This is a genomic window from Deltaproteobacteria bacterium (assembly GCA_009692615.1).
Lineage (GTDB): Bacteria > Desulfobacterota > Binatia > UBA9968 > UBA9968 > DP-20.
Genome location: SHYW01000003.1, coordinates 63,998 through 90,815, shown reverse-complemented (window position 1 = coordinate 90,815; position 26,818 = coordinate 63,998). Strand labels below are relative to the sequence as shown.

Annotated in this window: 25 protein-coding genes; 12 read left to right on the top strand and 13 right to left on the bottom strand. The window is 56.6% G+C overall.

All coding sequences use genetic code 11. The annotated features are described in order from the left end of the window. Positions 1-376 precede the first annotated feature (376 nt). The 3 genes from EXR70_01325 (at position 377) to EXR70_01315 (ending at position 2,625) form a co-directional block, all read left to right on the top strand. Positions 377-1,009 carry a hypothetical protein gene (locus EXR70_01325; GenBank protein ID MSP37117.1) on the top strand — a complete coding sequence of 211 codons (633 nt, stop codon included), beginning with the start codon at positions 377-379 and terminating at the stop codon, positions 1,007-1,009. After that, positions 1,006-2,076, top strand: coding sequence for a hypothetical protein (locus tag EXR70_01320; protein MSP37116.1), 1,071 nt, complete (start codon positions 1,006-1,008; stop codon positions 2,074-2,076). The genes EXR70_01325 and EXR70_01320 overlap by 4 nt, the downstream gene beginning before the upstream one ends. Before the next feature lie 66 nt (positions 2,077-2,142). Next, positions 2,143-2,625: a hypothetical protein gene (locus EXR70_01315; protein ID MSP37115.1), complete on the top strand. Its 483-nt coding sequence runs from the start codon at positions 2,143-2,145 to the stop codon at positions 2,623-2,625. 105 nt (positions 2,626-2,730) lie between these two features. Here EXR70_01315 and EXR70_01310 read toward each other — a convergent pair whose 3' ends face one another. Next, positions 2,731-3,681 (bottom strand): isocitrate lyase/PEP mutase family protein, encoded by a 951-nt coding sequence (locus EXR70_01310; GenBank protein MSP37114.1) that lies wholly within the window; start codon positions 3,679-3,681, stop codon positions 2,731-2,733. Between the two features lie 133 nt (positions 3,682-3,814). On the opposite strand from EXR70_01310, the gene EXR70_01305 reads away from it, so the two are divergent. Genes EXR70_01305 through EXR70_01295 form a run of 3 tightly spaced genes read left to right on the top strand, consistent with a single transcriptional unit; the run spans position 3,815 to position 7,704 of the window. Next, entirely contained in the window at positions 3,815-4,915 is a 1,101-nt protein-coding gene (locus tag EXR70_01305) for an extracellular solute-binding protein (protein ID MSP37113.1), read from the top strand. 27 nt (positions 4,916-4,942) lie between these two features. Beyond that, a complete protein-coding gene (locus EXR70_01300; protein MSP37112.1) occupies positions 4,943-6,649 on the top strand; it encodes an iron ABC transporter permease in 1,707 nt (568 codons plus the stop codon). Beyond that, positions 6,646-7,704: an ABC transporter substrate-binding protein gene (locus EXR70_01295; protein MSP37111.1), complete on the top strand. Its 1,059-nt coding sequence runs from the start codon at positions 6,646-6,648 to the stop codon at positions 7,702-7,704. The genes EXR70_01300 and EXR70_01295 overlap by 4 nt, the downstream gene beginning before the upstream one ends. Before the next feature lie 91 nt (positions 7,705-7,795). On the opposite strand, the gene EXR70_01290 is transcribed toward EXR70_01295, so the two are convergent. The 5 genes from EXR70_01290 to EXR70_01270 form a co-directional block, all read right to left on the bottom strand. Then, positions 7,796-8,842, bottom strand: a complete 1,047-nt coding sequence (locus tag EXR70_01290; GenBank protein MSP37110.1) for a hypothetical protein — start codon at positions 8,840-8,842, stop codon at positions 7,796-7,798. Between the two features lie 14 nt (positions 8,843-8,856). Continuing rightward, the gene (locus tag EXR70_01285; GenBank protein ID MSP37109.1) at positions 8,857-9,069 is read right to left on the bottom strand and encodes a hypothetical protein; all 213 of its coding nucleotides are present in this window, start codon (positions 9,067-9,069) and stop codon (positions 8,857-8,859) included. Further along, positions 9,059-9,610 (bottom strand): hypothetical protein, encoded by a 552-nt coding sequence (locus EXR70_01280; protein ID MSP37108.1) that lies wholly within the window; start codon positions 9,608-9,610, stop codon positions 9,059-9,061. The genes EXR70_01285 and EXR70_01280 overlap by 11 nt, the downstream gene beginning before the upstream one ends. 366 nt (positions 9,611-9,976) lie before the next feature. Continuing rightward, positions 9,977-12,142, bottom strand: coding sequence for a hypothetical protein (locus EXR70_01275; GenBank protein MSP37107.1), 2,166 nt, complete (start codon positions 12,140-12,142; stop codon positions 9,977-9,979). 90 nt (positions 12,143-12,232) lie between these two features. Further along, complete coding sequence (locus EXR70_01270) at positions 12,233-12,904, bottom strand: DoxX family protein (GenBank protein ID MSP37106.1); 672 nt, start codon at positions 12,902-12,904, stop codon at positions 12,233-12,235. Between EXR70_01270 and EXR70_01265 the strand changes: the two genes are divergently transcribed. Continuing rightward, positions 12,837-13,904 carry an amidohydrolase gene (locus tag EXR70_01265; protein ID MSP37105.1) on the top strand — a complete coding sequence of 356 codons (1,068 nt, stop codon included), beginning with the start codon at positions 12,837-12,839 and terminating at the stop codon, positions 13,902-13,904. The genes EXR70_01270 and EXR70_01265 overlap by 68 nt on opposite strands. Positions 13,905-13,976: 72 nt before the next feature. On the opposite strand, the gene EXR70_01260 is transcribed toward EXR70_01265, so the two are convergent. From EXR70_01260 to EXR70_01250, 3 genes are all read right to left on the bottom strand, one after another. Beyond that, positions 13,977-15,473: a tripartite tricarboxylate transporter permease gene (locus EXR70_01260; protein ID MSP37104.1), complete on the bottom strand. Its 1,497-nt coding sequence runs from the start codon at positions 15,471-15,473 to the stop codon at positions 13,977-13,979. 16 nt (positions 15,474-15,489) lie between these two features. After that, the gene (locus EXR70_01255; GenBank protein ID MSP37103.1) at positions 15,490-15,945 is read right to left on the bottom strand and encodes a tripartite tricarboxylate transporter TctB family protein; all 456 of its coding nucleotides are present in this window, start codon (positions 15,943-15,945) and stop codon (positions 15,490-15,492) included. Positions 15,946-16,086: 141 nt separating this feature from the next. After that, positions 16,087-17,061, bottom strand: a complete 975-nt coding sequence (locus tag EXR70_01250) for a tripartite tricarboxylate transporter substrate binding protein BugD (protein MSP37102.1) — start codon at positions 17,059-17,061, stop codon at positions 16,087-16,089. 222 nt (positions 17,062-17,283) lie between these two features. Between EXR70_01250 and EXR70_01245 the strand changes: the two genes are divergently transcribed. From EXR70_01245 to EXR70_01230, 4 genes are all read left to right on the top strand, one after another. Then, the gene (locus EXR70_01245; GenBank protein ID MSP37101.1) at positions 17,284-18,231 is read left to right on the top strand and encodes an ABC transporter substrate-binding protein; all 948 of its coding nucleotides are present in this window, start codon (positions 17,284-17,286) and stop codon (positions 18,229-18,231) included. 8 nt (positions 18,232-18,239) lie between these two features. After that, complete coding sequence (locus EXR70_01240) at positions 18,240-19,223, top strand: ABC transporter substrate-binding protein (GenBank protein MSP37100.1); 984 nt, start codon at positions 18,240-18,242, stop codon at positions 19,221-19,223. A 538-nt stretch (positions 19,224-19,761) separates the two neighbouring features. Further along, positions 19,762-20,013 (top strand): hypothetical protein, encoded by a 252-nt coding sequence (locus EXR70_01235; protein MSP37099.1) that lies wholly within the window; start codon positions 19,762-19,764, stop codon positions 20,011-20,013. A gap of 239 nt (positions 20,014-20,252) precedes the next feature. Next, positions 20,253-20,465 carry a hypothetical protein gene (locus tag EXR70_01230; protein MSP37098.1) on the top strand — a complete coding sequence of 71 codons (213 nt, stop codon included), beginning with the start codon at positions 20,253-20,255 and terminating at the stop codon, positions 20,463-20,465. 56 nt (positions 20,466-20,521) lie between these two features. Here EXR70_01230 and EXR70_01225 read toward each other — a convergent pair whose 3' ends face one another. Then, the gene (locus EXR70_01225) at positions 20,522-20,989 is read right to left on the bottom strand and encodes a hypothetical protein (protein MSP37097.1); all 468 of its coding nucleotides are present in this window, start codon (positions 20,987-20,989) and stop codon (positions 20,522-20,524) included. Positions 20,990-21,041: 52 nt separating this feature from the next. Then, positions 21,042-22,460, bottom strand: a complete 1,419-nt coding sequence (locus EXR70_01220) for a UbiD family decarboxylase (GenBank protein ID MSP37096.1) — start codon at positions 22,458-22,460, stop codon at positions 21,042-21,044. Between the two features lie 40 nt (positions 22,461-22,500). Between EXR70_01220 and EXR70_01215 the strand changes: the two genes are divergently transcribed. Next, on the top strand, positions 22,501-23,700 hold the full coding sequence (locus EXR70_01215) for an ABC transporter substrate-binding protein (GenBank protein MSP37095.1): 1,200 nt from the start codon (positions 22,501-22,503) through the stop codon (positions 23,698-23,700). Positions 23,701-23,748: 48 nt separating this feature from the next. Here the strand turns inward: EXR70_01215 and EXR70_01210 are convergent, their stop codons facing one another. Together EXR70_01210 and EXR70_01205 are read right to left on the bottom strand one after the other, a co-directional pair. Next, positions 23,749-24,690 (bottom strand): ABC transporter substrate-binding protein, encoded by a 942-nt coding sequence (locus tag EXR70_01210; GenBank protein ID MSP37094.1) that lies wholly within the window; start codon positions 24,688-24,690, stop codon positions 23,749-23,751. 177 nt (positions 24,691-24,867) lie between these two features. After that, positions 24,868-26,676 carry an amidohydrolase gene (locus tag EXR70_01205; protein ID MSP37093.1) on the bottom strand — a complete coding sequence of 603 codons (1,809 nt, stop codon included), beginning with the start codon at positions 26,674-26,676 and terminating at the stop codon, positions 24,868-24,870. Between the last annotated feature and the right edge of the window lie 142 nt (positions 26,677-26,818).

The following is a 26,818-nucleotide window of genomic DNA, read 5'->3' as shown; positions in this document are numbered from 1 at the left end:
AATCTGTATCGAGTGCGCCGAGCTTTGTTGGCGTAGCTTATCCGTAATACGAGCGCTTCGTACAACGGTCAACGGGGGCAAATCGAGGCAAAACTAAGGACCCTATTAACCACGAGAGCAAAATGTAATCTGATATAACTTCGCAAAAAACTGTAACTCATTACGAAAAAAACGATCTATCCTCCGCTGCCCTGCTTCCAGGGCAGTTGTTCAGAGGTTCCTTAAGAAGAGTTTCCAGGAGCATCACAAGATATTTCTGAAGTAGCCATCATAAATGCAAATTTTCATGATCGAACTACAAGACACCAACCTCATGGGAGAAAGTTTCGCCGCCGCCACTTGATTTTCACTTCGCAAAGCCGGACCCTGTTCGCATATGAGTCAACGGTTCGGTTCCATCACCGCCGCTCTCACCGGTCAACTGACGTTCATCCTGATCGTCTCCGCGGTTCTGGCATTCGTCGCTTCGTATTTTCTGTTGCGCCTCTATCGCCGCGCCGTCATCAAGTCGATGGCGCGGCGCAACCTGAGCGAGCTTCTTGATCTCAAGGGATATCTGCCGCCGGCGCCAGAGCACAAGCCGCACGACGCGCCGCGGAGCTTCAGCTTCGTCACGCGCGATTTGGCGGACACGAACAAACGCGCTGCGGTGCTCTATCGGAGCGCGATACGGCGCCGCTGGCAGACCGCGCTCGTCCATACGCTCGCCGGGTGCGTCTTCGCTGCTGCGATGGCCGGCGCGTTCTTGACTGCTGGAAAAATGGAATTTTCGCTATTCCGTTTCTTATTTCTCACCTGGGTGTTTGGCTGGCCGATCATTTTAGCGATCGACCTTGCCATTGGAATTTTCCGCCGCGCCCGACTCTCTACAGCGATCGCTTACTTTCTACTCGGCGGAGTCATCGCCGCCGTCTTCTTAGCGAAAAACCCTGGGCTGCCGATTGCCCGGCTGCTTTACTTATGGCTCGGCAGCAATGCCCCGGCCACTCTCTTGCTGGTCATTTTTTGAACCGGCGCGTTCGCGCCGTCGGCCCGCTGGTTTTGGTTTTCATGGTGCTGAGCGTCACCGGCGCGAGCCTGATCGTTACTCTCACCGGCAATAATCAAAAGCTTCTCAAAGCGATCAGCGATTTTAGTTTTGCCATTGGCTTTGGCGCAACCGGCACGCTCATGGCCCTGCACATGATCGGCTTCGCCGCCTTTGCCATCCTCGGTTGGCTGATTATCGGCTCGCTCTTTCGGCTTTATGAAAAGAAACAAATCAGCGCGCAATCGATTACCATCGATGCCGTCTGGCTTTTGTTCGGCATCGCCAACTCCGTCGGCTTGGTTTTCGAAGGCCGCTGGTGGATTTTGAGCGGCGTGGGCGCCTTTGCGCTCTACAAACTCAATGAAGCCGTCTTGTTTCGCGCGCTCGCAGTCGCGCGTCGCGCGCAAGCGAGCGGCCGGCGTTTGCTGCTACTCCGCGTCTCCGCCCTTGGCAAGCGCAGCGAAACTCCCTACGACGCTCTCGGCAAATCGTGGCGCGCCGTCGGCAGCATGCAGATGATCGCCGGCCCGGACTTGGCGACCTCGACCGTCGAGCCGCACGAATTTCTCGATTTCCTCGGCGGCAAATTGGCGCGCCGCTTCATCGACTCCGGACAGACACTGGACCTGCGCATGGATCAGATGGATTTGCACCCGGACAAGGACGGCCAATTTCGCGTGATGGAGTTTTTCTGCCACGACGATACCTGGAAGGTAACGCTGGCGCGTTTGGCCGACGATAGCGACGCCGTGCTTATGGATCTGCGCGGCTTCTCGCCGAAAAACGCGGGTTGTATTTTTGAGATCAACGAGCTTTTTAATCTGGTTCCGCTCCGCCGCGCGCTCTTCGCCATCGATGAAACCACCGATCAGCCATTTTTGCGGCAGACCATGCAACAAGCCTGGTCGCAATTGAAGGATCTCTCGCCGAATCGCAGATTGCCGGAAGGAGAAGTTTCGCTCGTCGAACTTTCAGCGATAAGCGCCGATCGTTTTTCCAATCTGCTCTACGCGCTCTGCGCGGCGGCCAGCGCTGACAAATCGTGAACCAAGAATCGATCAAAAACGTTTGCGCGAACTGAAATGGCAAACCGGAAGTACATTCATCGCAGCGTGACAATCTTCGTCTGCATTCTTTTCAGCGCCGGCCTGGCCAGCGCCGCCGACGTTCGTCTGCGGGTCGTGCGGCACGGCAAAAACCTCGCCGCACCGCAAAGCGCCGAGTTCGTCACGAACATCATCGCACTGCTCCGCTCCTGCTCAGTTCATTCGAGTGCATACGCGGTAAGGGCAGATACATGGACCGAAGCATTGCGCGCCGATTCATTTGTTCACATTGCCTTCGGCGCGCCGACCAAGATCAGAGTCAAAAGCTCGAATAACCAGACATGGGAAGAAACCGGGATTCAGGAAATCTTGCTGCCGCTCCCGGAAGGCCAATGGCCCGGACATATTTTCGCCAAGAGCGGCACAGTCGTGATGTCGTTCACCAAGTATGACCCGCTTGCGCTTAACCGAATCGCGGCGGAACCGGCGTTGGCGCTTTTGTCGGTAGAGCCCTATGCAGCGCTGACCAAAATGAAGGAGAAGAGATGACCCCCGTCGGCTTTCACATTCTGCTTTCCTCGCTTCGCGCGGCGGCGGTGAACGAAGCCGGAAGGGCGACCGGCCAGTCGCCCCTTTAATTACTGCGCACGATCGCTAATGCCGATTATGCCCAAAAGTCTTATCGTAGTCGCGCTGCATTTCTTTGGGAATGAATTCGTCTTCGAGCTGAATAATCTTCTTCGACGGTAGAATCGGGTCCTGGGTGCGCGGCACCATGCCGTATTTGCTCCCTTGCGCTTTCTTGTTCCATTCGTCGAGCACCACCGGGCCGCGCTCCTTGAACTCGTGCAACACTTCCCAAGTCGATTGCAGGCCGTTGGCCGTGGTTAAACTCGGATACAACACCGCCGCGGCGCCGAGTTTTTGAAACTCGGCGAAGTCCGGCGACGGGCGCGGGCCGTAGTACGGCGCGATCACCGGCGCGGGGATGCGCCGGCAGGCTTCGGCGATCTGCTCGCGCTCGGTCATCGTATTCATCCAGACACAGTCAACACCCGCTTCTTTGACGTAAGCGATGCCGCGCTTCACCGCGTCTTCGAAGTTGCCACTTTCAGAGCCGATGGAATCGCAGCGCGCGCAGACCACGAAGTCGGCGTCGAGATCTTTCTTCGCCGCCATCGCGGCCTTATATTTGCCGATCGCTTCTTCAACGGAGATCAAACGCCGGCCCGCCAGCGTGCCGGATTTCTTCGGCGCTTCTTGATCTTCAATATGCAGCCCGGCCGCGCCGGCGCGAATATAAGCCTGCACCGTGTAGTAAATGTTGACCGCATTGCCGTAACCGGTGTCGGCGTCGGCGAAGACCGGAATATCGGTGACGTTAGTGATGCGCCGCACGCACTCGACCATCTCGTTCAAACCGAGCAAGCCGACGTCGGGGTAACCGTAGACATAGGCCGCCACTTGCGAACCGGACATGAAGAACGCTTCGTAGCCGGTGATCTCCGACATGCGCGCGTGCAGCGGACTAAAACCGCCGGACATGACGAGAAGCTCGGGCCGTTTCAACAATTGCTGTAAGCGAGTGGTATTTTTTGTTGCCATAGTGACGATTTCCTATCATATTCGAGCGGCATAAATCGAGGCGCGGCTCAACCAGTTTGACCGGATGAATTTCCGCTGGCAATAATTTTTGATTCAGATTAAATTCGCGACAATCAAAAAAACAGGAAGAAATATGGCCCAAGGCAAAATCAGACAATGTCATTTTAACTTCAACGTTGCGGCCCTGCTGTTGATGTTCCTGGCGCTCTCGGCGCCGCCGGCGCGGGCCCAGAATCCCTTCGACCGGCTCGTCGAAATGTCCAAGAACGAACTGGCCAAGCGCAACGGCCGGTTGAAGATCGCCCTCGATTGGCCGGAAGCCGACACCGTCAACGTCTTGCCGGAGTTCAAAAAGACTTTTTCTTACATTCGCGAGATCGTCTACACGCGGGAGGGCGATGTCGGTCCCTTCGCCAACTATTTGTTGCGCATCAAGCGCGGCGAATATCCCGAGTTCGATATCATGCACGTCGCCGGCGAGTTCGAAACTCAATACGAAAAAGAAGGCGTCTTCGTCAAACCGCCGGTCAACTACAAAGACATCAATCCTTTTCTGCCCAAAGGTTGGCCCAAGCTCGATCCGCGCACCCTCGATCCCAACGGATTTTTTCTCGGCACCACCGGCAATGCCCGCGGCGTCGCCTGGAATCCCAATCTAATTCCCAAGGGCAAAGAGCCGTCGAGCTGGGAAGTCTGCGCCGATCCGGCGTGGAAAGGCAAAGTGATGATCGACACGCGCAATCGCTTGCAGTCGCTGCAGCACGATGCCAAGACGCGGGACAATTTCCTGCGCTGGTTGAAGCGCGTGGCGGCCAACAGCCCAGTGCTGACCCAGGGGCAAAACGTCATGGTGCAGAAACTGGCATCGGGAGAGTTTCCCATCGCCTGCGGCATCAACTATCACAGCGTCTACCGCGAGATCGATCAAGGCGCGCCGTTGAAATTTGCGTTCCCCGATCCGATACCGCTGGAAATCGGCTCGCGGCTCTACGTCAGCAAATGGACGCCGACGCCGGCGACCACGCAACTGTTCGCGCTCTGGCTCGCCAGCGGCGGCCAAACCGTGCTCGAGCGCTTCGCCTATCGCGGTTTTCCGTGGGACACCAAATCGCGCAAATTCCCGCTGGCGAAAAATAAATACATCGCGGTCTGCGACGCCGAGTGTTCGCTGCGCTGGAACGACTACAACAAAGAATACGGCGATATTTTGGCCCTGCCCGGCGTGAAAAAATAACCGGCGAAATAATTCAAACCTACCTGCATGAACCAACGGCCCGCCGCGCTGCCGCTCTTGGCGGCTCTGATTCTCGTCGGCCTGATCGTCGTCCCGCTGCTCTATTTGCTGCTGTTCAGCCTACGCCAAGGAACCCCCTGGGAACCGGGCGCCTTCACGCTGCAACATTATATCGACGTTTATTCGAATCCGACCACCTTCACGGTTTTTTTCAATACCGCCGTCGTCGCCGCCGCGAGCACCGCGCTCTCCCTCGTCATCGCCGTGACCTTCGCGATCCTGACCGAGCGCACCGACATGCCGTTGCGCCATCTCGCCTGGGCGTTGATGTTGCTGCCGCTGGCGGTGCCGGGGTTGCTGTTCGCGATCTCTTGGACTTTTCTGTTGTCGCCGCAGATCGGCTTGATCAATGTTTGGCTGCGCCGGGCGTTTTCGATTTTTGGCTTCGCATGGAGCGAAGGGCCGCTCAATCTCTACAGTCTGTGGGGCATGATTTTTCTCGAAGGCTTACGCGGCGTCACGACGATTTTTCTGATGACCGTCGGCGCCTTCAGGGCGATGGATCCGAGCTTGGAAGAAGCCTCCAGCGCCGCCGGCGCTTCGTTCAAGACAACTTTGGCGTGGGTGACGCTGCCAGTGTTGACCCCCGCGCTGCTGGCCGCCGCCACTTACAGCTTCATGACCAATCTCGAGTCGTTGGAAATTCCGATCATCATCGGCATGCCCGCCGGCATCCACGTTTTCCCAACCTACATTTATTTTACGACGCAAAGGTTCTCGCCGCCGGAGTATGGTCTAGCGGCGACGCTGAGCTTGCTGCTGGTGCTCGCGAGCATCGCTTTGGTCGTCTGGCACCGGCGCGCCACTGCCCAGGCCGGTCACTTCGCCACCATCACCGGCAAAGGATATCGGCCCCGTTTAATAGCGCTGGGACAATGGCGTTACCCGGCGCTGGCGCTTTATCTACTATTTTTTCTTCTGACCATCGGCGCGCCATTCTTTGCGTTGATATGGCGTTCGCTGTTTCGCTACCACGTCGATGCTTCTTTCGCGGCGTTGGCGCGCGCCGGGCTGGATAATTACCGCGCCGTGCTGGGCAGCCGCGATCTCGGCACGGTGACCCTCAACACTATCGGGCTCAGCTTCGGCGCGGCCACTCTCACCATGCTCCTGGCGCTCGCCGCTAGCTGGGTCATCGTGCGCAACCGCGGCAAATGCGTGGCGATCTTCGACGCCGTGCTTTTTCTCCCCCACGCGCTGCCCGGCGTGGTCATCGGCATCGCGTTTATTTTCCTCTTCGTCCAACCGCCGCTCGGTTACTTGAATCTTCACGGCACGCTTTCGCTGATGATCATGGCGCTGACCGTCAGTTATATTCCGTTCGGCAGCCGGACCATGAACGGCGCGCTGGTCCAGCTTCACCCGGAGCTTGAAGAGGCGGCCCAGGTCGCCGGATCGAGCTGGTTGACGATCTTGCGGCGGATTATTTTGCCGCTGCTCTTGCCGTCATTTGTCAGCGGCTGGATTTGGATCGCGTCTCACGCGCTGCGCGCCTTCTCCCTGCCGCTGATGTTGGCAAGCCGGGACAGCAATGTGATATCGCTGCTGATGTGGCGCATGTGGGACGACGGCAGCGCCGGTCAAAGCGCGGCATTGGGCGTGCTCTTGATCGCCGCGCTGGCTCTCCTCACCGCCGTGGGACGCTGGTCGGTGACTCGCCTGAATCGTCAATGATCCCAAGGAGGAACCAGATGATCGCAAAGCTTTGGCAATGGTTTCACGTGACCGTCATCGATACGTTCGATCGCTTAATTTGCCGGCCCGGCCTCTGCGCCGCCGCGATGGTATTTCTCACGCCGGGCGATGGACAAAGCGCGACTGCGGATCGATTGACAATCGGCTACACCTCGCCAGGCCCGCAGCATGGCCTACTCTGGCTCGGCGACACCGGCGGGCTGTTCAAGAAAAACAATCTCGATTTAGAAATTATCTACATGCCCGGCAACATCTCGGCGCCGTCGTTGATGGCGGGGGAAATCCAGTTCGGCCAGATGACCGGCGCGCTGATGTCGCCGCTCCGCTTGCAAGGCGGCGATCCGGTGATGCTGGTGAGCGTGCAAGAACTACTCGACGACCGCTTGGTCGTGCGGCCCGGCATCAATAAGCCCGAAGATTTGAAGGGCAAGCGCATCGCGATCTCGCGCTTCGGGGCGGCGTCGCATATGCGCGTGCTCAACATCCTGCCGCGCTTCGGTTTGATCGATAAGGACGTGACGTTTTTACAAATCGGCGACACTTTTGCGCGCATCATCGCCATGGTGGGCAATTCGGCGGACGCATCGAGTTTCTCACCGCCGGATCATCTCGCGCCGCAGTTGGCCGGCATGAAAATTATTCTCAACATGGCCGAGTTGAATATTTTCTACCAAGGCACCGGCTTGGTCGCCACCCAGCGTTATATCGCCAAGAATCGCGATCTGGTTCGGCGCATGGTGAAAAGCTACGTTGAAGCGATTCACCTGGTCAGAACCAATCCCGAAGTGACCAAGCGCGCGTTCGTGAAGTATCGAAAAACTAAAGACGAGAAGCAGCTGGAAGACGCCTATCAGACCCTGCGCGAAACCGTGAAACAGAAACCCTATCCGAATCTCGAAGCGTTCAAAACGATCTTCAAAGATGTGAGCGACCGCATCCCCGTGGCGAAGACGGCAAACCCAAGAGAATTCATCGACATAAGTTTTCTAGAAGAGCTGGACAAGTCAGGCTACATCGACGGGCTATACCGGTAGGGGAAGTTGGAGTAATGGAGAGATGGAGTAGTGGAGTGTTGGGATCGGAAACCCAGCACTCCACTACTCCATCTCTCCAATCCCTCTGCCCCTACTCACCCAACAATTTTTTCATCCGCGCGATGACATCGGGCGGCTGGTTCATGACTTCTCGGACGATCTTTTCCAGCTCTTCGCCGGTCACCGGGTCGAGATCGAAGTTGCGCTTATCGATGTCGGCGAGGAATTCTTTATCTTCCATGGTTCTGTTAAATGCTTCGCGCAACATTTTCACGCGCTCGGCGGGAATCCCCGGCGAGCCGAGCATCGGCCGGCCCAACGCGCCCGACGCCAACATCACGTTCGCCAGCCGGCGCGACACCTCCGGAGTTTTATACTTATCCATGAGCTCATAGACGGTCGGCGTGTCCGGCAGTTTGCGATCGCGCTGCTTGCCGGTCTGAATGATGTTGCGCACGAAGCCCTTCTTGCGCCAAGTGTGATAGGGCTCGCGCGATAAGAACGCTTCGATGGTAAACGAACGGCAATGAATCTCGCCGCGCTCCACCGCTAGATCGATCTCGGGCCCGCCGGGATAACCTTGCACGAGATTGAACTTGGCGCCGAGCAATTCTTCGAACAGCTTGGGCAGATAGTAAGCCGAGTCCGAGGTCCCCTGCGCGCCGCAGCGCGGCGGCTCCTTAGCGTTGCGCACGTCTTCGATGGTTTTATAGGAAGTGTCGGCGCGCATGTACATCTGCGATTCGCCTTGCACCGGCGAGCCGATCCACGCGAACTTCGCCCAATCGAATTGCGCCTCCTTGCGGCCGACCAACTGATCGAAATAGAGCGTCGGCACGATCGAGCCGATCAGCGTCAAACCGTCCGGCTTGCTCTTACCGTAAACATAATTGGCCGCGATCATATGCCCCGCCCCCGGCATGTTCTGCACCATCATGTCGGGCTTGCCGGGAATATGTTTTCCCATATGCTGCGCCAACAAGCGCGACCACTGATCGTAAAGCGCGCCGGCGGTCGTGCCGGCGATCACCGTGATGGTTTTGCCTTTGTAGAAATCGGCTTGGGCGCGGGCGGATACCGACCAACCAAGAAGACTGAGCAACACCCAGAATGCGATACCTTGTCGATGACACTTCATGAAACTCTCCTCGTCTAAAATCTTACGTTCTTGTACTCGATAAATCGGCGCGGTTCCTTCGGTGTCGGCAGCAGCCGCGCCATCGCACTCAACCAAGCGAGCAATTGATCGACGGTCAGCCGCTGCTCCAACCGCTGCGAGTTGCGCCGCACAATACGAAATTCCTCGCGTAGAGCCGTCGAACCGGCCATTTCTCGCAGCTCTAGTATTTCTTTTTCACTTAACATTGCCAAACCGTATCTTGAGATCTAGCGCATCTGCTTCAATATCAAAAACTCGGTAAAACTCTAAGATTCGTTGCCAATCCAGCCGCGTGCCATAAAGCGCGCACAATTTTTCGATATCACTCACTTCCTGGGCACGTCGCTGTGGATCGTTCGACATGGCCTGCACTTTCAGACCAATGACATCCTCCGGTTCAAGAGTCCGAATTGTAAACTTGGCACTGAAAACCGAATAAGCTTTAGCTCTCTCCAACATCGCCAGCGAGACTTCCCGGAACGCATGAATGAAATCGACGCTTCCCCAAACATTGTCGTGGTGATGATATTGCGAAACGTTTTCAGAATAGTGGACGCGACGATAGCCCAGATTGGATAAGATGTCGTGAATTTTGGTGACATCGTCTCGGTGTACGAGAAAATCCAAATCCAGTGTAGCCCTTGGAGATCCCAAAACTCCTAGTGCAAAACCACCGATGGCGGCATAGCGCACCCCCTGCCGCTCCGACTCGCGCACGAACGCTTCTAAAACAAGTTCGAAATCCACACCATCATTCTAACCTCTGGAGGCAACGCTCACAAATCAAGCGCGCTTTTTTCTTGGGCGCAGTGGCGTCGTAGTAAATCCTACCGGCTCAACAACCCATCGATCGACAACGCGCCGGCGGTCGTGCCGGCGATCACCGTGATGGTTTTGCCTTTGTAGAAATCGGCTTGGGCGTAGGCGGTCGACGACCATCCAAGAATGGCAAACATCGAGAGGATTACGCAGAACTGTTGCAGGGATTTCATCAGAGTATCCTTATTCAAGCCGATTGGCTCGGTAGCGTAACATGAGCCCGCGTGCTGTCAAGCAAGTTGATAGTCCAACGGAAGAGATTCGCAGCATCTTTCAAAAGCCGGGAAGCGAGCTTCACTTCGGCTTGATATCGAACGCCTTCACCGTACCGTCTGGAAGCGTTAGATGGGTCCGAAGCACCGTATAATTATCACGCGGGTCGTAGTCGTAGCGGAATTTATAGTCTTCAGTTCCATGAAGCGAGAGTTCGCCGATTCGCCCACGAGTATAACTTGAACGGAACAGCTGCTCACCATCATTACGAACCGACAGCAAATAAGTACCTTCGTAGGTATAGCGGCGAGTCGACGCCGGTGATTTCACCTGCACCAGCCGGCCGGCGATGTCGTAAGTATAGTCCACGGTTCGCTGCTCGTGATCCCGAGCTCGGATCATGCGATTTCTGGAATCATGGTCGAACTTCAGGAACTGACCGTTGACAGTGGATAGCCGCGTTAAGTTTCTGGCTTTGTCGCGCTCGATGGTGACGGACTCGCCCTTGGCGTTCTTAAACTCGACCAGGGCGCCATCGACACCGCGTTTCGCATTATAAGACTCGGGAAAAAACATGTGGACTCCGTCGGCGCGATCGAGATTCCAACCGTTTCCGGCCCAGCCAAATCGCGCGCGTAAAAACGGCGACGCCGTCTGCCGATGCTCAAACAAAGCGTCCATATAACCGGACCCGTCGGATATCCGGTCGAACTCAACGCGTGATCCACCGCAAAGATTGAGCCCGACATCGCTGTACGGATTGCGGTTGCCGCTGGGAAACATATCCCAGGCGAGCGTCGTGTTGTATCCGAAGGTCCGGACCTTGTCGTCCCACAATCGATAACAACGGGTGACGGAGAGGGACTGCGTGCCGGGAATAAATAAATCGGTCTCTCTATGCCTAAGCAAACCTGTTCGAAGGTCGATCTCCAGTTCGTTCACGTCAGTATCGATGAGAAGCGATGCGGCTAAACACTTCGTCACGGACACAGTGAATGCCGTCGTTCTAGAACTTGGATCGCGATCGTGTTTAGCGAGCAAACAGGGATAGCTTCCGTCCACACCTTTTGCGTCGAAATCTTTCTTATCGGCGCTGATGGTCGGTGGCAACGACGGCAACCAGTGAGAGGACTTGAAATTGTCGATCACGGCTCGCGAACCTAAATCGTCAATATTGTCGGACATCAAATCGGCGCTAAATGCCATAGAATATATATTTGATAACACACTGCTGGGATCGTCGCTCCGTGGCATTTTATAGAGCAGCATACCGATCACGCGGCTAATCATTTTGCGTACTCGGCTTTGCACCAGCGACGGTGCCTCATTTGGCCCATCCGCGACAAAGCGCGCCGAAGACACGGCGCCACCGCGCACACCGTCCCAATAGGTAGGAGTAAAATTCCAATTGCGCTCGCGAAAGTACATGTCTTCAGCCGTGACAGCGATCAGAAAACTATGCGTGTCCTTGGCCAAGTGCGGCAAGCGCCGCTGCACAAGCGTTACAAGTTCTTCGGCGATGAGCTGCTTGCGCTTGAGGTCGCGCACTTGGGATGCAATAGGAATTGGCGCTAGCACGACGACTTCGAGACCAAAGTTTGCTTTGTAGAATTCTGGCAGTTGATTCAGGGCGAGATCGGGCAAAGGTCCCACGGGAACGAGATAGACTCGACTACCGGTTGCAACTTTTTCCCTGGGCGGATCGTTCACCGCGTCGAGGAGATTGATAGAAGTGCCGCCAGCCACCGCCAACTGCAGCTTAGAAAATACCCAAGTATCTTCCACACGACCGAGCCACGCTTCCAACGTAGCGGGGCCTTTCGAACCGCGGACCGTAACTCGAAATCGCGCCACGCCAGTTTCGTCGTCGTCGTTTTGCAAAAAACCCCGCACAAACCAGCCATGACGAATCGGAACACCCATCGTGGCGACAGCTCTCGGGTCCGACTCCAGTCGACTCATCGCCTCGCCCACCAACGGGGCGTACCAAATCGGCCAAACCAAGCGAAGATACGGTGTGACGTAGGGCAGATAGAGATTCGCCACGACCAGCAAAAGCAAAACTATTATGCCGCGAGTTATTTTGAGACCGAGAGAGGAAGAAGTTGCTGCGGACAGTGACGTTTTACCAAAAGGCAAAGAGCGCGTACCGCACGCCGGACATTGCTCTTTACCGGGAGCGAGTTCGGCGCCGCAATTGCGACAACGCTCGAAGCGGCCAAGCTCAGTTATCCCATCGGCGGCCATATGGAAAGTCTTACCGCGGTATTAGGGCACTAAAACCGAAGCCTATCGATCTTATCAACGCACGAAGCTAAGCAGCGCCACCCATGAAACTCACCGGCTCAGCAACCCATCGATGGAAAACGCCCCGGCACCGCCGATGGTTATCGTCAAGGCCATGAGCATCAAAGCCATGGTGTACTCGATGCCGCTTCCTTTTCCCGCTCCCGTGGACAGAAAGAAGCCATGTTCCCAGTGGCCCAAAAACGTCGCGAACGCCATAAATATCGCTAGGCCCAACGCCACCGGACGGACGAAAAATCCCATCGCCATGCACACTATCGTCGACAGCTCGATGACGATCGCTAAGACGCCCATGGGCAAGGGTATGCCGTATTTATCGCGCCAGTTGGTCACCTGCGACTTCGCGCCCTTACCGCCATGCCAACCGAACGCATGCTGCGTCCCGTGCATAAAAAATGTCACCGCCAAGCCAAATCGTAAAAACAGAAATGCGAAGGTATCGTGGGTTTGAAATATCCAGTCCACTGTCTGCTCCCCCTTATTTTCTAAACAAGCCATTAAACTCTGCCATTGTTGAATTGGTTCCGCAGCCGCGCCAACCACACGACCATAGCAGAAGCCGGGAAAAGATTGCAAAGTATCGGGCAAACGGAATAGATTTAACTTCAAGCAATTTTTACCAGGAGCTGATTCCATGCAAATCATCGACGCCGACGGCCATATCAACGACCATATTTGCGGCGACGAGATCGCCCAGTACATGCCCAAGGGCAATCAGATGGCGAAACTGTTTCCCGAGTTCGATCATCTGCATTTTCGCTACTTGAAACAAAACCGCCGCGCCACCGGCAACCCCGACGCCGCGGCATGGACTGAGTTTCTTGAAAAAACTGGAATTAGCTGGACCGTACTCTACCCCACCGCCGGTCTCGCCGTCGGTAGAATTATGTCGCCCGACTGGGCGGTGATCGCCTGCCGTGCTTATAATACTTGGCTGCACGAAAAGTTTCTCAAGAAAAACTCGCGGCTCAAAGGCGTCGCACTGATCCCGTTTCAAGATATCGATGCGGCGATCGTCGAACTGCGCCGCGCGGTCAAAGAGCTCGGCGTGTTGGGCGGCATGCTGCCAAGCAACGGCGAGGCGATCCAAGGGCACTTCGGCAATAAGTTCTACTGGCCGCTTTACGAAGAAGCGGAGAAACTTGGCTGCTGCCTCGCCGTCCACGTCGGCGCGCTCCATCACATGGGCATGGATGCCTTCACCACTTACTATCCCGTGCATGCACTCGGCCATCCGTTTAGCTTGATGATCCAAGCCTCGGCCATGATCGGCCATGGCGTGTTCGACAAATTTCCCAAATTGCGGGTCGGCTTTCTCGAAGGCGGCGCCACTTGGGTGCCGTTCATGATGGACCGCTTGGACCGCTCCTATCACGAAGGCCATGTGCAGATGGATGTGAATGGCAACCGGCTCGGCGGCCCAAAGGAAGGCGAGAAAGCCAGCGACTATTTCAAGCAGCAGCTAAGCGCGGGAAGAATTTTCGTCGGCTTCGATTGCGACGACGACGGTTTGAACACCGCGGTGGCCAAAGGCGGCCGGCAGTCGTTTCTATTCGGCAGCGATTTCCCCCACGAAGTCTTCGACGCAGTAAAATGCCGCCACGAGATCGATGAGCTGCTTCAACGAAACGATCTCACGCAGGAAGACAAAGAAGCGGTATTGGGCGGCAACGCGCTAAACTTTTATCGCCCCGCGCTGTAATTAGATTTACCCTCGCCCGCGAAGCGGGAGAGGGCGAGGGTGAGGGTCCGAAAGCAATAGAAAATTTGTGGATTACTCTTTCAGCACTTCCCGAGTCTTGCTAAACGACGGCAGCAGCACCGAGAGCATCGCCAGCACAGCCAGCGCGAGCAGCGTCGCGCTGATCGGCCGCTGCACGAAGACCCAGGGATTGCCCCGCGAAAGCAGCATCGCGCGGCGCAGATACTCTTCCATCAACGGCCCGAGGATAAACGCCAACAGCATCGGCGCCGGCTCGCAACCGAGCTTGGAAAATAAATATCCCAGCGCGCCGAACATCGCCATCAGATGAATGTCGAAAGTAGCGTTCTTGAGACTGAACACGCCGATGGCGCAGAAAACTAAAATCCCCGGATAGAGCAGTTGATAGGGAATCGTAATCATCTTCACCCACATGCCGATGAGCGGCAAGTTGAGCACCAGCAACATCAAGTTGCCGATCCACATCGAGACGATCAAGCCCCAAAAAAGCGCTGGCTGTTCGGTGATCACCGAGGGACCGGGCTGAATGCCATGAATGATCATCGCGCCGACCATCAGCGCGCTCACCGGATTGGAAGGAATCCCCAGCGTCAGCATTGGAATGAATGAAGTCTGCGCGCCGGCGTTGTTGGCCGACTCCGGCGCGGCCACGCCTTCGATGGCGCCCTTGCCAAATTCGTGACGGTATTTCGAAACTTTCTTTTCAATCGAATAGGCCGCGAACGATCCGAGAATAGAACCGCTGCCGGGTAAGATGCCGAGGATCGAACCGATCGCAGTGCCGCGTAAGATTGACGGCGTCATACGCCGCCAATCTTCTTTAGTCGGCCACAGGCTGGTGATCTTAGCGATCGCCGCCGAACGGTCTTCTTCGTCTTCCAGATTGCGGATGATTTCACCCAAGCCGAACATGCCCATGGCGACCGTGACGAAACCGATACCGTCGGCAAGCTCAAAAATACCGAAAGTGAAGCGTTGGGTGCCGGAATTAACGTCGGAACCGACCAGACCCAAGAGCAGTCCGAGCAAGACCATGCCGATGGCGTGCAACAACGATCCTTGCGCCAACACGATCGACGCCGACAATCCCATAACCATTAGCGAAAAATAATCCGCCGGTCCGAACTGAAGCGCCGCGGCAGCAAGCGGTGGTCCGAAAGCGGCGATTAACAATGTCGCCACGGTGCCGGCAAAAAACGAACCGATCGCCGAAGCGGCCAACGCCGCGCCCGCCCGCCCTTGCTTCGCCATCTGGTAGCCGTCGAGAGTCGTGACGACGGACGCCGCTTCGCCGGGTAAATTCACCAGGATCGAAGTCGTCGAGCCGCCGTACTGCGAACCGTAATAAATCCCGGCGAGCATGATCAGCGCCGAGACCGGGGGCAGAACGAAAGTCACCGGCAAAAGCATCGCAATGGTCGCCGTCGGACCGAGTCCGGGCAAGACGCCGATCGCGGTACCGAGAAACACGCCGACGAAGCAGTAAAAAAGATTGGCAAGACTGGCGGAAGTTTGCAGCCCTAACCACAGATGACTTAACAGCTCCACTCCATCCTCCCGTCGTTCAACCGGCAAACCACGGACCGACGATCGGCAGCGGTATACCCAGTCCTTTGACGAACACGAGCACGCAAAAAACCGTCAAGCCGACGGCGATCATCGCCATCGTCTGCCAGCGAAACCTGGAGCTGCCGGCGGCGCTGATGAAAAGCAGCAGCGGCAACGCGATCGCCAATCCCGCGCCGCGCACGACCAGTCCAAAAACCACGATCGACGCGGTCACCAACCCTAGACCTTTAAGTGAAATCACGCCGATCGGCGTACCTTGAACAATGAAAGCGCGGATCACCGAGATCGCGCCGACCACGATCAAGAACACGCTCAGCACCGTCGGAAAATACGCCGGCCCCATTTTAAACACCGTCCCCATGTTGTAATCCCGAGCGATCAAGATCGCCGCCACACCGAAAAAAATATAGATCAACCCGGCCAACAAATCTTTGTTGCTTCGAATTCCCATCGCGACCCCTACAACCTTTCACCGACGATTGAATTCCTAACTTGCCTCACCATCTACATCAGTTCCCAAGAAATTAGCTATTCCAAAAAAAAGGCCGGGTAGAGCCCGACCTTTTTTCTAATTCTATTGAGACCCCACAACTCAATCCGCGAACGCACCGGCCTTTTTGATGATCGGCGTCCATTTGTCGATCTCGGCCTTGAGGTGGTCGTGCAGCGCCGCCGGTGTCGCCCGGTTCTCGGCCACCGGTTCCGTGCCCAGGTCGGCGAAACGTTCCTTGACTACGCTGTCTTTGAGGGCGAACTGCAGCGCCTTGACCAAAGCATCGACCACCGGCTTGGGCGTCGCCTTGGGGGCGTAAAGTCCATGCCATACCGAAACTTCGAAGCCTTTCATGCCCGCTTCATCCATGGTCGGCACATTGGGCAAAGAAGCTAAGCGCTTCTTGGTGGTCACACCATAGACTTTGATCTTCTCGGCCCTGATCTGGCTCGTGGTATTGGTGGTTTGATCGCACATCAAATCGACTTGGCCGCCCAGCAGATCGTTCATCGCCGGCGCCGTGCCGTTGTAGGGCACCGTGGTCAGATCGGTATTGATCGCGCTCATGAACAACATGCCGCATAGGTGGGAAGCCGCGCCGATGCCAGCGTTGGCCAGATTGATCTTTTCCTTGTTGGCTTTGACGTAGGCAATCAGCTCCTTCAGATCATTGGCGGGAAAATCTTTCTTCGCAACGAAAGTCATGGGCACTTCGTTGATCAATCCAATATGCTCAAAGTCGGTCATTGGGTTATAGGGAAGCTTGCGATATAGCCCCGGCGCGGTAGACATGCCGATATGGTGCAGCAGCAAGGTATAGCCGTCAGGCGCGGCCTTAGCCACCCGGTTGGCGCCGATAGTGCCGCCGGCACCGAGCGTGTTCTCAACGATGAGCTGTTGGCCAAGCATCTTGGACATCGGCACAGCCATCAAACGCGCCACCGTGTCGGTCGGCCCGCCGGCGGCGAACGGCACGACTATCGTGATCACTTTGTCGGGATACTTTTGTGCAATTACTTGCGTCGCGCCGCACAATAAGAGCCCAATTATCAAGCTCAGAATTTTTGCTTTCATGATGCCTCCAATGATTTTAACAGCCAAACGAGTCAACTATCCTGCCGATACCACAGCGTCGTTTTTGTATAGATAGCGCAACCGGCATGCCATAGCAAAAGCTCGGCGCCGCGAGTTTGGGCCGGTGAAACTTCCTATGATCGCGAAAACTCGCTTGCCAAGTTGCAACCGCGGGAAGTCTCCCTCTCGAATTTTGTCGCCGACATAGATACACTCGGCGCCATGAAACGGATTTGGCTCTCGATGATTGTTTGTGGGTTACTACGAAGCGATGTGGGCGCGGCGCCTTTGCGCCTTTCCTACTCCGCCATCAGCCCCACCGTTGCCAGCGTCTGGATGGCCCACGAGACCGGCATGTTCAAAAAATACGGTCTCGACGTCCAACTGGTCTACATCGCTTCCAGTGGAACGAATATTCAAGCTTTGCTCGGCGGCAGCTTGGAATTGAGTGCGCCGGGCATGAGCGGCGTCGTGCTTGCCGCCGCCCGCGGCGCGCCCGTGCTCGCCATCGGCGCCATGACTAACAAACCGCCGATGACGCTCTACGTCCAGCCGGACATCAGCCGCGCCGATCAACTCAAAGGACAATCCCTGGGCATCACCCGATTCAATTCCACCGCGCACGTTGTAACGACGCTGATTCTGCGCAAACTCGGCATGGAAAAAACCGTCACCCAGCGCCCCCTCGGCGGCGCCCCGGAAGTGCAAGCCGCCTTCGAACAGAAACAGCTGGCCGGCATGGTAACTGCGGTCAAGCCGCGCGCGCCAGCGCGGGCGCTGTTGAACGCCGCCGACCTCGACATCCCGTTCTCCATGAATGTCATGGCGGTCACCCAAGACTTCTTGCGCAAGAATCCCGACACCGTCGAGCGTGCCATGCGTGCCTACATCGAAGCGGTGGCGCTGATGCACCACGACAAGGACGGCACTGTCAAGGTGCTGCAAAAATATTTCAAACGCAGCGACCCGGCATTCTTGGAAGAAACCTACAACCTCGTCATCCGCTACATCGAGAAAATCCCCCGCGTCGACCCGCGCAACGTCGCCACCACGTTGGAGTTCGAACCCGTGAAAGGCGTCGACGCGGACGCACTCACACTGAAAGTGATCGACAACAGCATCGTCGACAAGTTGGCCAAGGAAGGCTTCATCGACCGGCTTTATCGTTGAGAGGAACCATGAATACTAACGCAACCCATTACGGCAAGCTCACAACCCGCGCGCTTATTTTATTCGTCCTAACGCTAATATCCGTCGGATCCGTCAGATCCCAGGAACTAAAAAAAGTTCGCATGGGCTATCCCGCGTTTAGCATCACGTTTCTTACTTTCTTCGTCGCCAAAGATGCCGGCATTTTCAAAAAGCATGGACTCGACGTCGACCTGATACAGCTCGCCGGCGCGGTGCAAACCTCGGCATTGGTCACCGGCGAAATCGATTATCTCACCGGTATCACTGGGCCGCTGGTCGGCGCCGCGCGCGGCTTGCCATTCAAAGGCATCATGGTCACCCACGACCGCACGCTGTTCTGGTTGATCGGCAATCCGGAGATTCGCCGCGCTGAAGATCTTGTCGGCAAAACAGTGGCGGTCGATCGCTTAGCGACGCTGCAAGACATCGTCGCCCGCGACTTGATCAAACGTAAAGGCGTCAATCCCGATCTGGTCACCTACATTCAAACCGGCTCGGTATCGAACAGCGTGCAGGCGCTCAGCCAAGGCAGCGTCGCCGCCGCCGTGCTGTCGCTTCCACACAACGTCGTCATGACACAGAAAGGCTATCGCGATATCGCCTCGGGACCGGAATTCAACCTACGTTCCGCCTCCGGCGGCATCGCTACCCATGAAGCGAAACTGAAAAAAGACCCAGCCGGCGTCAAAGCGGTGATTCGCGCCACCTTCGAGGCGATGGATTTTAACCGGCGGGAAAAAACCTGGATGGTGAACTATATCGCCAATAAATGGAAAATCTCCACCAAGGTCGCCGAAGAGTCATACAAGTCTTGGCTCAACGGTTTCACCACCGACGGCAAGATACCGATCAAGGATTTGCAAGAAATTTACGATCAAGCCTATGCGTCCAAACTGATACCCACGCCCGTGCCCGCTGCGCAAGTGATGGATTACTCACTCACCGACGAAGTTTTCCGCGAGAAAAAATAATCGGTTTATTCCAGCGGCGGCGATACCGCCAAGTTCCACGACAGGTAAAAAGTTCGCGCAAAATGCATGATCGCGTTCCTGGCTCGTGTTCGCCCAGATTACGACCACGATCACGAGCCACAAACACGCCCCCCGTGCCGCAACCCCGCAACGGGCATCCGCTCTGAACCGGCTTCGCCAAACTTCCCAAAACTACCGAGTCGATCTTCAAGCCGGCTCGAATCGGCGATTTAGCGCGGCCCAACGATGCGAGGACAAACGGCCACATGCGTCATTTCCCGTCAGGTCTTCCATTGCCATGACATCGCGCCGGCGCGCTTCCGGCACCGATGACCGAAAGCCTGGCCGCCGCGCCATGCCGGACTCAACTGCCGGTGCCGCTTAAGCCCAACATGACGACATTTCAGGACAGACTACGAGATTCGGTAAGTTCTCGACTTCGGCACGGCTCCTGCTTTTACTAGAAACCAACGACGTGACGAAACAAGCAGCAAGATTAGTTAGGACGGAGAACAAAATTCATCATCAGGAGACGGCCATGATTTTGGGAAGCCTAATTCGCATAAAGATTATCAAAGAAGGAGCGACGAAAATGGAACAAACAAATTCTGAACTTGGCGGACAGAGCTTTTGGCAGATGGTGTTCTCACAGAGCAAAGTTAACGGCGCACCCTACTTCGGTGACAATCTTCCAGGCCGCACGTGGGAATGGCCCAAGGACACTTACTTGCAACGCCGTCGGCGACAATCGAAATGGTTTCAGCCAGCCAGCAACAGTAAAATGAATTAGCTTGCCGCATCCCGCGCTGCCTCCTTCAGCACAGCTCCCACGGGATAGCGGTAGCCACTGAGTACCCGTCACACTCAGTGGCACGAGGCCAGACTCGCAAGAGTCTGGCCTCGCCAATTTTTACCCAGTCTCAATCGGCTAAGCGGTTGCCGAAGACTTTAGTTGCTTCAATTTTTTTCAATTAGTCAGCGGTAGCGAAAAAATTTCGCACCACCTTTCCGTCGGCGACGATTCATTACTTGTCGCTCTACGGCGCCGAGGAGCGGGGATTATTTCGCGATGAGAACCTCGACAACGAAGTCATCGCCATGGGCGGACCGGCCGGCATCGCGGCGCTGGTCAATGGTAGTATCGATTTTAGCGGCATCGCCGGCATCGCCATCAAGCGCTTGATGCAGCTCAAGCCGGTCGAACAAATGCGCCGAGAGTTGAAAGCGAAACGCCACCAGTGACGAACGATCGGATGTTATTTCCCCGCGGCAAGTAATGGCGGATCGGCTGCCAGTGATTATTTTCCAGCTGCCTGGCTGTTCTTCTGTGGCGCCGTGGTTTTACTGTCGGCGGCTTTCGTCGGCGTGGAGGATGAAGCTTTTGTTTGCTTGACTTTAAGTCTGCGCACGGAAGTGGCGAGCAGCTTGCCTTCTTTATCCGAGTAAATCACCCGGACGTTATCGCCGACCGACAATCGTTCCACCGCATCCTTGGCCGCATCCTGGGTCATAAATTGTTTTTCACCGGCCAGCCCCTTAACTGAAACTGCGCCGCTGGCTGCGTCAATGGCGGAAATATCGCCGCGGTACTTGAGCGCCTTGGGCGTCTTGCCGCTCTTAGATTTCTTCGGCTGGCTGTTTTGCATCGCCGCCGTGGCCGGCGCTTTGGCCGGGGTCGTAGCCGGAGTTTTTTCCGCGGCGAAGGACGCCAGCGAAACCAACAAGAAAACTCCGGCCATTTGAAATGCTAGGACTCTCGGTCTCATTGGCGATCCTCCCCTTGGCGATTAGACGCACGCCGCCACCAAACGCTCGACACTAACTAAACAATTCTTTGCGCCACTTTTCCATCACCGCCTGTTGGCGCGCTGGACTGATTTGGGCGGCGGGTGGAAACTTGTCGCGCCATTCGAAGGGCCGGCAGGCGTCGATGATCATGCGCGAGCTCAAGCCTTTGAGCTCGCGCGGAATAATCGGATCGAGAGGCCCGCTCCAACAGCGCCGGATAATTTCCGCGGAATCCACCGGATCGGAGCGGCTGCACATCGCCCACAGCACATCGTCGATATCGTAAACATCGATATCGTCGTCGACGACGATGACGTAGCGCCCCAAGTAGGCCGCGCCCTGGCATTGGCTGGCGATCATTCCCGCTTGGCGCGAGTGGCCGGGATAGCGCTGGCGAATCGCCAACACGGTCATGAAGCGGCGAAAATAACTTGCCACCGCGGTGACGTCCGGCACGCCGGCCTTTTCCACCTGATCGCGAATGTAAGCCGCGCGTAACAATTCATAACAATGCTCGGCGCGCGCCGTCGGCCGATATTCCGGCGACGCGGTGATGATCGGATCGTTGCGATGATAGAGCCGGTGCACTTTTACCAACGGCTCCATCTTTTCGCCGCTGGCGTAATAGCCGGTCCACTCGCTAAAGGGCCCTTCCTCTCTCCCTTGATCCGGCAAAAACTCGCCTTCGATGGCGATCTCGGCGTAGGCGGGAATCGGCAAGCCGGTGACTTCGCCGCGAATAACTTCCACCGCCTCGCCCTTGAGTCCGCCCACTGCGTCGAATTCACTGCGGCCGTAGGGCTCAGGCCGGGTCGCGATCATGTGCAGCAGCGGATCGACGCCGAAACAACACACCACAGGGCAGGGTTTTCCTTTGTCGAAATATTTTTGCCGATGCAGCCGGCCGTGTTTTCCCGGCGAGATGTTCATACCCATGGTGTTACGATCGTGTACCATGACGCGGTAGCAGCCGACGTTCACCCAATCTTCTTCCGGGTCGCGCGTAATGACCACGTGGCCGGTGCCGATGTAGCGGCCGCCGTCGCGTTCATGCCAGCGCGGCACGGGGAATTTAAATAGATCGATATCGTCGCCGGAAAAAACATTTTCCAAGATCGGCCCAGAAGAAACCGTCACGGGGGGAATCGACTCAGGCTTGGCTAAGCGCTCGCGCCAAGCTTTGATAAATCCTTCGCGGTCGATGTCCAACGGTAGATTGGTGGTGAGAGCGGAGCGCTTCAAACTCTCGAAGAAGCCGACAAGAATGCGGTAGCCCGCCGGGTAGTCTTTGATCTTGTCGAAAAGCAATGCCGGGCTATTCTCTTTATGCTTCGAAGCGAGCACCGACAAGGCGCCGATTTCTAAATTCCAATCAGCCCCTTCGACCACTTTGAGTTCGCCCATCTGCTGAACTTGCTCGATCCACTCTCTGACATCTTTATAACCCATCGCATCTCCTCCGACCCACTCAGAAATAGGAGTTTGCCCTATGCTTTGCAAGCTTGCGGTGGACTTGTTACACAGGTGGTCCAAGGAATTCGCAATGACGAAAAATACTTTTGCTTTCCCCAGTTCATTCAAACAAGTGAAAAATCCGCCTCGGCAATTGCCCCCTTTAAACAAGGCGGGCGAGGGGGGATTTCAAGCTGAGTACAGGAGCAAATCCCCCTCGCTCCCCCTTTTTCAAAGGGGGAAGCCGGATGGTTGCAAAAGAATTTCTGTGCCGACCTTCTGGCCCCGACGGTTTATGCAGTTAATTTTATTTTCATTCTTCCTGAGTTTGAGCAGCGTGGCCAGCGCCCAAGAAAAAGTCATCGTCGGCCACTCGGCGCGCGCCGCGCTTTCCATCGGGCCTTTGCTGTACGGCATCGAGCGCGGTTTTTACCGCGACGAAGGCATCGATCTGGTCTACGTTTCGTTGCGCGCCGATCTCGGCATCAAGGCGTTGCTCTCGGGCGATATCGACTACAGCTACAGCACCGGCACGATCATTCGCGGCGCCCTGCTCGGTTTGCCGGTGCGCAACCTTAGTTTTGATTTCGCGCGGGTGCTGCACGCGTTGATGTCGCGCCCGGAGATTCCCAACGCCGCGGCGCTACGCGGCAAACGCGTCGGCGTCAGTTCGTTTGGCGCCACCGGCGATCTCGCAGCCCGCGTCGGCCTGCGCTCCCTCGGTCTCGATCCGGAAAAAGATGTGACCATCATCACCCTCGGACCGGACACCCTGCGCCACGCCGCGCTCATGGCCGGCACGGTACAGGCGACCCATATGCCGGTACCGCTCAACATCCAACTGAAAAAAGACGGCTATCATGAATTGGTCTACGCCGGGAAAATACTCCAGCGTCCGCTTACCGGTCTGGCCACCAGCCTGGAAAAAATTCACAAAAATCCCGGCCAAGTCCAGCGCATGGTGCGCGCCTTCCTGCGCTCCACGCGGACATTGAAAACCGAACGAGCCGGCTTCATTTCATTTGCCCAGAGAAAATATGGCTACTCGAAGGAAGTGATGGAAGAAGCTTATAAATACTTGGTCGACGCCCTGGCCCAAGACGGCTTCGTCGACGACGCCTCGCTCAATGCCGCCATCGATGAAGCTAAAACTTTATCGAAGATCACCAAGCTGGTAACGCAGTCCGACGTGGTCGATTACAGCTTTCTGCGCGCCGCGGTGAAAGGCAAACAGTGAAATCGAAATCCTTCTGTCACTGAAAACTGACAACTGCCCACTGATAACTTACCTCCCCGCCTCCGCCGCCAAGGAAAAATCGAAAGCCTTTTCCGGCGCGACAACCTCTTTGATGCGCAGCGCTTCCCGCGCCGTGTCGAGAATCTCACGCGCGGCATCGTTATTCAAAATCCCGCTGAGGGAAATAATTTCGTGGTCCTCATCGTACATGCGCCGGGCCATTTTGGCATCGCTGACCGCCAGTTTCTTTTGAATATAGGGAATCATCGATTCGGGATTTTCCTGGTAGAACTTGAGCGAGCGGTTCCAGCCGCGCAAAAAGCGCACGATGTTGGCGCGCTTCTGTTTGATCGCGGTGTCGGTGGCGACGACGCCGGTTTGCAGATAGCGCAAATAGTCTCGGCCCCGCGCCATGACACGAAAGCCGCGATCCACCGCTAAATAAGTGGTGGGCGGCGTGACCATGCCGGCCATCACCCGGCCGCTCAAGAGCGACTGCAAGCGCGCCGGCGAATCCATGCTCAACAGGGTCACATCTTTTTGCGCGTCCAATCCCTTGGCTTGGAGAATTTTGCGGATGATCACCGCGGCGGTTCCTTCTAAAGAACCGACGGCGATCGCTTTACCTTTAAGTTCGCCAGGAGAGTTGATCGTCGGCGCGACAATCAGCTCATGCACCGGCCGGTCGTGGGTGACGTTGATAATTTTAATCGGCAGACCGCGCAGCACCGCCGCCAAACCGCTGCCGGCATGGCACGTGACGTCGATCTCGCCGGACATCAAACTACTCAACCCAATCACGCCGCGCACCACCAACACTTGTAAGTCCAACCCCTCTTGGGCAAAGAAGCCGCGCTCTTGGCCGTAATAAAGATGCGCGTAACTCAACGTCGGTCCGGGAATGCTGATAAAAAATTTGTCAGCCGCACTGGCATTGCTAATGAACAATTGCAGAATCGCCACTAAGATCGCTATGCGTAACCGAACCATCCCGCCTCCCTCGTACGGGCAACCACGGGGGGTTGCCCCTACAAGTCCAATTCTTTCTTTGCGTTCTCTGCGTTCTTTGCAGTTAATCCCCCTCCTCTGTCCTCCCCCGCGTCGCGGGGGAGGACAGAGGAGGGGGGATCCTTTGCGCGGTGATGCCAATCGATTACCTCTCGCCGCTCACGGCGAAAACGGCTTCGCCGCGTAAACGATATGCCCGCCGACAATCGTCAGCAATGACTCCAACGAGCGAATCTGATCTTCCGGCACCGTGAGATAGTCGGCGTTGAGCACCGCTAAATCGGCGACCTTGTCGACTTCGAGGGAACCGCGGCGCCGCTCTTCGCCAATGAACCACGCGCTGCCGATGGTGTACATGCGCAATGCTTCCTCGCGGGTGACGTTTTGGCTCTTGTCGCGGATCAACGAACCGGCCACGGTCTTACCCGTCACCAACCACCACAGCGAAAGCATCGGCGCATAATTCGCCGAGCGAAAGGCGTCGGTGCCAGCGCCGAGGGGAATACCGGCATCGATCAGCGCCCGCAACGGCGGCGCGTTACTCGCTTTGGCCGCGCCCCATAGTTCGACGTTGCGCTCGCCGGTGAGCGCCATGCGGTTCTGCACCGCGACGCCGGCGCCGAGAGCTTTGATGCGCGCGATGGTTTCGACGCTGGCGTCTTCGAGATGGGCGAAGGCGATGCGCTGGCGCGTAAAAGGCGTCGCGCCATGAACCGATTCGATCACGTCCAAGAGTTGGCGCGCGGTGCGATCTTGGGTCGTGTGCAGATGAAAGTTGTAGCCGCCGGCGACGAAGAATCGCAGCATGCGGCGAAATTTTTCTTTCGCCTCCGCCGTAATCGTGATCCCTTTGGGATCAGCCAATACGTCGCCGTCGACGATACCGCGGCTTAAAGTTTCGCCGAAGCCGGCGAAGCGAAACTGTTCGCTCGCCCCCAACTGTTGCACTTCCGCCGCCGCCAATTTCAATTGATCGAGTTCGTCGCCGCTGTTATCAGTGGGCGCGATGAAATAGTGCAAGCGCAGCGTCAATTCCCCAGTCCGCATCATGTCGGCAAGAATGCGCCGGTGCGCGAACGTCACTCCGGTCGTGTGGAAATCGCCGATGGAAGTCAGTCCCAAACGGTTGAGTTCGCGAAAACAGTTAATTAGGCTCTGGCGCATGCGGTCGAGACTCAGCCGGGGAATTTTTTGGTAGGCGTATTGCCATCCGCCGACGCCTTGGAGCCAGCCGGTCAACTCGCCGCTCGGATCGCGTTCGAATTTACCGCCCGGCGGATCGGCGGCTTTACTCTCAATGCCGGCGGCCTTGAGCGCCGCGCTGTTGAGCAACGCGCCTTGACGCAGGTATTGCACATAAACCGGATGGTTCGGCGCCATGGCGTCCAATTGCGCCCGGCTTGGAAAACGGCGCTCGGCAAACTGCGTCGGCACCCAACCGCCGGCGACGACGATCCAACTTCCGGCCGGCTGTTTTTTCGCCGCGCCGGCGATCGACTGCAATCCTTCGGCCAGCGAGCGAGTCTGCTCCCAATGCAACTCGGCGTCCCAACTCAAGCCGGCGACGGTGGCGTGAATATGCGAATCGATCAATCCCGGGATCACCGTGCGGCCGCGCAGCTCGATCACCTTCGTTCGCCGTCCGGTGTGCACGCGCATCTCGCGGTCGCTGCCAACGGCGATGATCCGTCCGGCTTTGATTGCCAACGCCTGCTTGATGGAAAAATCGCGGTCAACGGTGACGATCTTACCGCCGCGAAGAACGATATCCGCCGGCTGCGGCACCTCTAGAGAGCGGGCAAAATCGATTTCGGTATTGCCGGAGCAACTCGCCAGCAGCAAAATCAGCGCAAGAAATTTAAAGCTATTCCAATATTCCAAGATGATGACCTCGATGAAAAGTATTTTACTCTCGGCCAAACGCTTTTGCGAGCCGGCGTAACGCGCCCCCACGATCGCCAACACCATCGGGTTGCGGTTCAGTTGGTTTTTAACATCGCATCTCACTGTAGGGGCCGACCTGCGTGTCGGCCCTCCGAACGGGCGGACACATAGCCCCTACAAATTCAGGCGAATCTGAACCACTACCCACCCTCGTCATCGGTTGCAC

Excerpts from the sequence above, each read along its gene's own strand:
- EXR70_01325 (MSP37117.1), top strand. The coding sequence starts at position 377 with ATGAGTCAACGGTTCGGTTCCATCACCGCCGCTCTCACCGGTCAACTG.
- EXR70_01310 (MSP37114.1), bottom strand. The coding sequence starts at position 3,681 with ATGGCAACAAAAAATACCACTCGCTTACAGCAATTGTTGAAACGGCCC.
- EXR70_01305 (MSP37113.1), top strand. The coding sequence starts at position 3,815 with ATGGCCCAAGGCAAAATCAGACAATGTCATTTTAACTTCAACGTTGCG.
- EXR70_01300 (MSP37112.1), top strand. The coding sequence starts at position 4,943 with ATGAACCAACGGCCCGCCGCGCTGCCGCTCTTGGCGGCTCTGATTCTC.
- EXR70_01295 (MSP37111.1), top strand. The coding sequence starts at position 6,646 with ATGATCCCAAGGAGGAACCAGATGATCGCAAAGCTTTGGCAATGGTTT.
- EXR70_01290 (MSP37110.1), bottom strand. The coding sequence starts at position 8,842 with ATGAAGTGTCATCGACAAGGTATCGCATTCTGGGTGTTGCTCAGTCTT.
- EXR70_01285 (MSP37109.1), bottom strand. The coding sequence starts at position 9,069 with ATGTTAAGTGAAAAAGAAATACTAGAGCTGCGAGAAATGGCCGGTTCG.
- EXR70_01275 (MSP37107.1), bottom strand. The coding sequence starts at position 12,142 with ATGGCCGCCGATGGGATAACTGAGCTTGGCCGCTTCGAGCGTTGTCGC.
- EXR70_01265 (MSP37105.1), top strand. The coding sequence starts at position 12,837 with ATGCAAATCATCGACGCCGACGGCCATATCAACGACCATATTTGCGGC.
- EXR70_01270 (MSP37106.1), bottom strand. The coding sequence starts at position 12,904 with ATGTACTGGGCGATCTCGTCGCCGCAAATATGGTCGTTGATATGGCCG.
- EXR70_01255 (MSP37103.1), bottom strand. The coding sequence starts at position 15,945 with ATGGGAATTCGAAGCAACAAAGATTTGTTGGCCGGGTTGATCTATATT.
- EXR70_01250 (MSP37102.1), bottom strand. The coding sequence starts at position 17,061 with ATGAAAGCAAAAATTCTGAGCTTGATAATTGGGCTCTTATTGTGCGGC.
- EXR70_01245 (MSP37101.1), top strand. The coding sequence starts at position 17,284 with ATGAAACGGATTTGGCTCTCGATGATTGTTTGTGGGTTACTACGAAGC.
- EXR70_01240 (MSP37100.1), top strand. The coding sequence starts at position 18,240 with ATGAATACTAACGCAACCCATTACGGCAAGCTCACAACCCGCGCGCTT.
- EXR70_01235 (MSP37099.1), top strand. The coding sequence starts at position 19,762 with ATGATTTTGGGAAGCCTAATTCGCATAAAGATTATCAAAGAAGGAGCG.
- EXR70_01225 (MSP37097.1), bottom strand. The coding sequence starts at position 20,989 with ATGAGACCGAGAGTCCTAGCATTTCAAATGGCCGGAGTTTTCTTGTTG.
- EXR70_01220 (MSP37096.1), bottom strand. The coding sequence starts at position 22,460 with ATGGGTTATAAAGATGTCAGAGAGTGGATCGAGCAAGTTCAGCAGATG.
- EXR70_01215 (MSP37095.1), top strand. The coding sequence starts at position 22,501 with ATGCTTTGCAAGCTTGCGGTGGACTTGTTACACAGGTGGTCCAAGGAA.
- EXR70_01210 (MSP37094.1), bottom strand. The coding sequence starts at position 24,690 with ATGGTTCGGTTACGCATAGCGATCTTAGTGGCGATTCTGCAATTGTTC.
- EXR70_01205 (MSP37093.1), bottom strand. The coding sequence starts at position 26,676 with ATGGTGTTGGCGATCGTGGGGGCGCGTTACGCCGGCTCGCAAAAGCGT.